The sequence below is a fragment of the Methylotenera sp. genome (genome assembly GCF_013141425.1).
Lineage (GTDB): Bacteria > Pseudomonadota > Gammaproteobacteria > Burkholderiales > Methylophilaceae > Methylotenera.
The window spans coordinates 1-4167 of record NZ_JABFRA010000098.1 but is presented as its reverse complement, the minus strand read 5'-3'; the positions used below and the strand labels follow the sequence as shown (position 1 = coordinate 4167).

Here is a 4167-nt window from a genome sequence, read left to right as displayed (position 1 = left end):
TAACAATGCTGCAGCAGCTTGGGCAGAAGCCAAACCGAGTGCAGCTAATACTGCCAATTTCAATTTAACGTTATTCATATTTTACTTCTCCATATTACGTTAGAATATGCAGGCATTTGTGGCTGCCTGCTTCACCAATTAACCCAAATCAGCTAAAGCGCCTCGTAAGTACTTAAATTGATTTGTGTTGAATACTTGGGCGTGCCACAAATGCCCTTTTATTTCTACTAAACTTGCTCAATAGTTAACCCTCCAAATTGACCAATTAAACCGTCATCCTGAACTCGTTTCAGGATCTAACCCCCAGCAGATTCTGACCTACGTCAGAATGACAGAAGAAACCTTAAAAACCACCTGCCCTGCAAGCCAGTATCCATGCGGGTTGCAGGGCATCGCTATTTCTTACCTGCATCAAACTGCCAATTCAAGCTAAACCAAACCCCTCGTGGCGCGCTGGGCGATATAAAGTTGGTACTGAGCCAGTCATTCGAGTTATGGTTATAGCCATCTGGACCTATATCCCCATAAATTTTGGGAGAAAACGGATTGCGTCCTAGACGGCCAGCCGTAAAATACTCTTTATCAAGCAGATTGTTGACCAGCATAGTCGCCGTCCACTCTTTATTGAATTTATAGCTGGTTTGTAAGTTAAAGGTTGCATAGCCTGGCACTGTGCCAGGATTATTCGATGGCTGCCTAGCCTCAGTAACTAAACCGACGCCAGCTTTGAAAAATGTTCTGTATTGCGTTACACCTACCCGATGTTGGTTATTTTCATTCCCTCGTACATAACTTGAAGAATGCACAACGGTCGTTAATCCTACTTGCCATTTCGGAGTCAGGTCGTAGCTCACCGTTGCGTTGAGGTTATGCAAAGGCACTCCTGGCATACGGTCACCTGGTTTGACGCGAATTGCATTCAATCCATAAAAGGAGTCGAAAACGAAACTACTGCTGTTATCGTTATTCAGCATAGTAAAGCCATCTTGAAAGGTAGCTTCCGTTAGGCCGTAATTCAGGCTAAAGCCTACTCTATCTTTTTTACCGCTCAGCCCTGCCTCAATACCTCGGCGGCGAGTTTTGCCAACATTATCAAAAAAGCCTTGGCTGTTGCCTGCCGCGATAAAGTAAATATCGTCTTTCAAATCGGTTTGGTAGGCGCCTAAGTTCCATTGCACGCTATCTCCAATGGTGCCACGCATACCGATATCATAAGTAGTAGCCTTAATTTGTTTAAGATATGGGTCGCCCGATAACGTAGTCGGTAAGGTACACTGGCGATTTTCAACAATACTTTTCGGCAGCAAAGCAGGAACGGTATTCCCATCAGGGTCAGTCGTTAAATAGCCCGCGTATACAAGCGTATGGTCTAAGGCACAACCTAGCTCGATCACACTGGGTGTACGCGCCCCTTTTGCCCAGTTAGCATAAACATTCAGATTCTCTCTCGCCTGCCAAGTAGCACCGAGTTGTGGATTGAAAGAGTAATAACTGAATTTCTCAGTTTCCGCCGCATTGAGTGGGGCACTTAACAATGGATTAGCATAATTTCTGGGTACATTTGTGCAATCGCCATTCGGACAAACATTAAAATTACTGGGTACACCTAATAAATCACCTATACCGAAATTTGCCGCACCATATCTTGCGGCAATTTTGTTTTTCGCCTGCGTTTCGTTGTAGCGGCCAGAGGCATTAAAGTGCCAAGTTTTAACTGGTGTCCAGGTTTCACTAAAATAAATGCTTTTGGTGGTATTGCTACCACTGAAGTCATTATTTGGCAAGCCAATATCAGCCCCTGTAAATTGTGGATGGGCTAAATCAGGTGCTAAAAACGCTTTACGGTTTGCATCTAAAAAGCCTAGTTGGCTGGTGTTGCTGTAGTCTGCATTTGCAGCATCAATCGAAATGCCGACCATGAATTTATGCTGCTCTAAATTCCAATTCAATTGCAGTGAGGCACCATCAACGATTTGATTAATATGATTGTCCGTAAACACAGCCGTTGGCGTGCCTTGCACCACGCCAGGCTGCCCTCCATATGCACCGTCAATGCTAATGGGATTTCCATCTCCATCAACTTGTGCATATGCACCAGATAAATCTAACCCTCCCACATTGTTATCCATTTGCGTTTGGCTGCACGCGGTCTGGTTTACTGGCGCAAGTAGCAAAATAAAATTTTTGTAAATTTTATTTACACCAGGACTAACTTCTATTTGACTGTAAAAATAATCACCAAAACCAGTTCCGTCTAATACTGGAGCATCAGCAGCAGAATAAGGCACTTGCGCAGAGAAATCAGCAAAGTTAGCTCGGTAGCTCGCCTCATCAAAATAAGTTGGATCTGGATCCCCCGTATCTGGTGGTGGTAGTGGTGTATTTCTATTGTAAACCAACGCCGACAGAAAGTTTTTCTGGGTCTCGAAATTGTATCTATAACTGGCAATGACCGCATCAGGCAACGTTGCATTGAGCGCACCCGCTGGCAAGTCAGCAGGATTGTAACCATTAGCGACAAAGGGGTGATTGTTTATTTCCACTCCAGTAGGTAGTCCTGTCATCTCAATAGGTAGCACGTAATAATCGGGTAAACCAAGAGCATTGGTGCTATTAAACAAACAGGTGTATTCTTCTGCAAGCTTGCCATTAGCTGGGTCAGCCGCCTTGGGTAAATTACGAGCGTATGCAGTATCACCATAATCCGTAAACACATCCGCACCAATTGAATGACGTTTGCTATCACGTCGATACACTTGCCCTGTCACACTAAAATTATCATTTACCTGAAAGGCGCCCGAGAGTTGGTATTGCTGCAGCTTATTTTTAGTGGTATCGGGTGAGCTATAAACACTGGTGCGGTTTTGTTCGTACATTTGGCTAGGCAATAAGCCATTGCCGACTAAATCGGTTTGTACAAACAAGGTGCTCAAGCTTAAATCCAGCTTTTCACCTCGATAGCTGCCTTTACCAAAGAACTGATTCACCTTACTGGGTGAGTTTTTACGCCAGCCATCTTCTAAAAAGAAGTTACCCGCACCAAACAAGGCAAACGTGCCATTATTGATGCCGCCTTCCACTTGCAGTTGTTTACGCCCATAAGAGCCTGTGAGAATTTCTGCGTCTACGCCTTCGTTATTAAAGCCATCTTTAGTTTTAAGGGTAAACGCACCGCCTAATGTGTTTAAACCAAATATTGGGTTAGACCCCGGAAACACATCCACCCCCGCAATGGCGTTCATGGGAATCATGTCCCAGTTCACTACGTCGCCAAATGGTTCATTCACACGTATACCATCCAAGAACACAGACAAACCCTGCGGTGTACCAATTTGCGGCCCTGCGGTAAAACCACGGTAGGTCACATCCATTTGAAACGGATTGCCTTGGTAATCATTCACGTTCACCGATTGCAGTTTTTTATTCATGAGGTCGGTAATGCTGAGTGAATGTGATTCTTTAATCTCTTTTGCACTAATGCTTTGTACGTTACCAGGGATTTCTTCTTTGGTTAAACCTAAGCCAGGCAAAGGGCCAATCTCGTGAAAGCGTTTGGCGCGCACTTGGATTTTTTGCAGGTTGATGTCAATCGGTAGGTTATTACTGCCTTTGTCTTTGCTTAATGTTTTAGCATTGGCTTTGGCAGCATCGCTGACGCCTTGTGGGTTAGCATCGGTGGCTTCTGCCTTGCGGATGACTTCGGGCGAGATGTTAATTTTACTATTGGCTGTTGCAGGCGTTGCATCAGCAACTTTTAATCGTCTTGCTGGTGCTTGCGAAGTTAGCTTTGCATCGCCCAAGGCACCTTCTCTTCCACCTGCGGTGAAATTCACCTTGTACCCCAGGGCACCTTCTCTTCCACCTGCGGTGAAATTCACCTTGTACCCCAGGGCACCTTCTCTTTCACCTGCGGTGAAATTCACCTTGTCAAATTCGGCGTCGGCTTTTAGTTGGGCAATTTCTGCCTCACTTAGTTTGGCTTGGCTTGTTTCAGCGGTTGTTTGCGCGTAGGCGTTTGCACTTAACAATAAACAGCTAATGCCTACCCAATATTTGATTGGGTTTAGGCGATGCGGGGTTTGTTGTAAATTGTTAGATTGCATTATTAATAACCTTTTTTAGTAATAGCGAACAAATATGCGTAAACGGCAAATGGATACAGCTTTT

1 protein-coding gene is annotated in these 4167 nt (G+C 44.7%); it reads right to left on the bottom strand.

The annotated features are described in order from the left end of the window. Nucleotides 1-395 precede the first annotated feature (395 nt). Nucleotides 396-4103 carry a TonB-dependent receptor gene (locus HOO90_RS08745; protein ID WP_292842141.1) on the bottom strand — a complete coding sequence of 1236 codons (3708 nt, stop codon included), beginning with the start codon at nucleotides 4101-4103 and terminating at the stop codon, nucleotides 396-398. Nucleotides 4104-4167 lie beyond the last annotated feature (64 nt).